Source organism: Azohydromonas lata NBRC 102462 (genome assembly GCF_001571085.1).
Classification (GTDB): Bacteria; Pseudomonadota; Gammaproteobacteria; order Burkholderiales; family Burkholderiaceae_C; genus Azohydromonas; species Azohydromonas lata.
This window is the reverse complement of sequence record NZ_BCTC01000223.1, coordinates 1-3,001: the sequence shown is the minus strand read 5'-3', so window position 1 is coordinate 3,001 and position 3,001 is coordinate 1. Positions and strand designations below refer to the sequence as shown.

At 72.3% G+C, this 3,001-nt stretch carries 3 protein-coding genes and 1 pseudogene; all 4 read right to left on the bottom strand.

Going from position 1 to position 3,001, the window contains the following annotated elements; genetic code table 11:
* Positions 1 to 198, bottom strand: a 198-nt coding sequence (locus ALA01S_RS30605; protein WP_507762123.1) for a response regulator, incomplete at its 3' end; no start/stop codon positions are given.
* Entirely contained in the window at positions 198 to 2,417 is a 2,220-nt protein-coding gene (locus ALA01S_RS30600; protein WP_066343499.1) for an ATP-binding protein, read from the bottom strand. The genes ALA01S_RS30600 and ALA01S_RS30605, both read right to left, overlap by 1 nt.
* A 76-nt stretch (positions 2,418 to 2,493) precedes the next feature.
* A complete protein-coding gene (locus ALA01S_RS34230) occupies positions 2,494 to 2,631 on the bottom strand; it encodes a hypothetical protein (protein WP_169806054.1) in 138 nt (45 codons plus the stop codon).
* Positions 2,632 to 2,848: 217 nt separating this feature from the next.
* A pseudogene (locus ALA01S_RS35110) lies at positions 2,849 to 3,001 on the bottom strand (response regulator); the annotation flags it as partial.

Here is a 3,001-nt window from a genome sequence, read left to right as displayed (position 1 = left end):
CTTGAGGTCCAGCAGGATCACGGCCGGGTTGCCCGCGGCGCGGGCGGCGAACTCGCCCTCGCGCTGCAGGTATTCCAGCGCCGCGGCGCCGTCGCGGACGATGACGACCTCGTTGGCGAGCTGGCTGCGCTCCAGCGCCACCAGCGTGAGCTCCAGGTCGCGCGCGTCGTCCTCGACCAGAAGAATGGGTTTGAGCATCAGCCCTCCCGCGCCCGCAAGGGCAGAAGGAAGCCGAAGGTCGCGCCCTTGTCCGGCTCGCCGCGTGCCCACACGCTGCCGCCATGGCGCTCCACGATGCGGCGTACGTTGGCCAGCCCTATGCCCGTGCCCTCGAACTCCTCGGCCGGGTGCAGGCGCTGGAACACGCCGAAGAGCTTGTCCACGTACTTCATCTGGAAGCCCACGCCGTTGTCGCGCACCTCCAGCCCCGCGCCGTCGGGGCGGCGCACGGGCAGCACCTCGATGACGGCGGGCTCGCGGTCGCGGCTGTACTTGCAGGCGTTGCTCAGCAGGTTGCGCACCACCACCTGCATCAGCAGCGCGTCGCCCCACAGCCTGGGCAGCCCGGGGGCGACCTTCCACACCACCTGGCGCTCGCAGGGCGGCTGCTGCGACATCTCGCGCACCAGCTCGGCCACCATGAGGCCGGTGTCGATCTCGGTGCGCTTGAGCGCGGCGCGGCCCATGCGGGAGAAGTCCAGCAGCGCGTCCACGAGCCTGCCGGCGTAGGTGGCGGCCTCCTTGACGTGCTTGAGGTAGCGCTGCGAGCGCTCGCCCAGCAGCCGGCCCTCGCCGGCGTCCAGCACCAGGTCCACGTAGCCGGCGATATGGCGCATGGGCGCGCGCAGGTCGTGCGAAACGGTGTAGGAGAAGGCTTCCAGCTCCTTGTTGACGCGGCCGAGCTCGGTGGCGAATTCGGCCATCTCCTCGGCGCGGCGCAGCACGATGCCGATGAGCGCCTGGCGCAGCTCCAGCGCCGCCGACACCTCGCTGGGCGCCCACGGCAGCGAGCGCCCGCGCAACTGCTCGCGCCAGCTCTCGAAGCTGCGCCGCGGGTGCAGCCGCCCGTCGTCCGCCTGCACCGCCTTGCGCGGGTTGCCGGCCCATTGCACGGTCTGCACCACCTCCGGCCGGAACCACAGGATCCAGTGCCTGTGCACCTGCGAGATGGAGATGGCCAGCACGCCGGCCGTGGCGGGATTGGCCCCGCCACTGCGGCCGCCTTCGCCGTGGTCCACGGCCAGGGCGGGCAGCGCCTCGCCCAAGCGGTCGGTGTGGAAGATCTCGCGGCCCTGGTGGGCGATGCGGCCGATCAGCTCCTGGATGCGCTGCGCGGGCGGGCAATCGCCCAGGGTCCAGCAATCGTTGTCCAGCACCACGGCGGCGCCGCCGGCGTGCGCCAGGCGCAGCAGCACGGGCTCGGCGGTGAGCTGGCGCAGCGTGCCGTCGCTCTCGGTGAGGTGCGACATGATCTCCAGCGTGATGTGGCGCAGCTCCAGCCGAGTCGCCAGCTCGGCCTGGTCCTCGCGCGCCTCGATCTGCAGCGACAGCAGCCGCCCAAGGTGCTCGCAGGCCACGCGGGTTTCGAACGGCACGTGGCGGGCGTCGCGGTCGTGGCAGGAGACCAGCCCCCAAAGCCGCCCGCGCACGACGATGGACACCGACATCGACGCCAGCGTGCCCATGTTGCGCATGTACTCCAGGTGCAGCGGCGAGACGCTGCGCAGCGCGGCCCAGGACAGGTCGATGTCCTGCGGCTGCCAAGCCGCGTCCACGCAGCGCAGCGGCACGGGCGTGTAGCGGGCATCGGGGATGAGGCGGATCTGGTTGAGCAGGTAGAGCTGCCGTGCCTGCGCGGGAATGTCCGCCGCCGGGAAGCGGTGCGCGAGGTAGGCGTCGTAGCCCTGGTCCAGCGCCTCGGCCAGCACCTCGCCGTGGCCCTCCTCGTCGAAGCGGTAGGCCAGGCAGCGGCCGAAACCGGTGAGCCGCTTGAACTCCTCCACGGCCAGCGCCAGCAGTGCCTGCACGTCGCGCGCCTCCTGCATGCGCGGCAGAAAGCGCCGTGCCAGCGCGTACACCGGCGCCTGCAGGCCCAGCGGGTGCTCGGTGGGCTCCAGCTCCAGCACCAGCAGCCGCGGCAGGCGGTGGCCGGTGAGGTCCCAGCGCCGGCCGTCCTCCAGCGTCACCGAGCCCAGCGGCGCGGGGCCTTCGCCCTCCTGCAGCGCGGCCAGGTGCGGCGCCAGGCGCTCGCGCCAGTCGTCCAGGGGCGGTGGTGCGTTCCAATTGGCGCTGCAGGCCACGAGGTGGGCATCCGCGGCGTCCAGCACCAGCATGCGTCCGTGCGGCTGTATGCCGCCGGGAACGCGTATGGGCTCGTTGGCGCAGTCGGCCAGGTCAGGCGGCAGCGTGGCGTCCATGGCTGAACAAGATTTCAAGCGTCCTGTCCGGCAGGGCCGAGCTTTCTCTGGGGCGCGCGCAGGGGAGACCCCGGGCTCAGGCCCCGGGTCCATCGGGTGGGAAAAGCGGCCGGCTTGGGCTGCGCAGACCGTCAGCGCCGGGCACGGGCTCCGGCGCCGCGCCGGTGAGGAAGGGACTGCGGCGCGGGGCGCGCCAGCCTGCATCGGTGGTCATGGCAAAACTCCAGCCAGGGCAAGGGCAGGCAGGAGCAAGCGGCGTACCGGCCCGCGGGCCGGCGCGTTGCCCATGCGCCTGGCGGCCCTCCGGCAGCCGGCCCTGGACAGGCGCCGGCCACGGGGTGGACCGAATGCAGCTGCGGGCAGCGCGCCCGCCTGGAGAGAAGCTTGGCAAGCCGCGCACCCGCAACGGCCGCGGCACGCGCTCACCGGGGTCAGGTGCCGCGGCGCGTGGTCTTGACCGAGCCCGGGGGCGGCTCGTTGAGCACCGCCCAAAAGATGCCCAGATCGGCAATGGCGGCGATGAACTGCTTGAACTCCACGGGCTTGACCACGTAGGCGTTGACGCCCAGCGAATAGCTGCGCAT

Bases quoted from the DNA above. Each gene is read 5' to 3' on its own strand.
- ALA01S_RS30600 (WP_066343499.1), bottom strand. From the start codon at position 2,417: ATGGACGCCACGCTGCCGCCTGACCTGGCCGACTGCGCCAACGAGCCC.
- ALA01S_RS34230 (WP_169806054.1), bottom strand. From the start codon at position 2,631: ATGACCACCGATGCAGGCTGGCGCGCCCCGCGCCGCAGTCCCTTCCTC.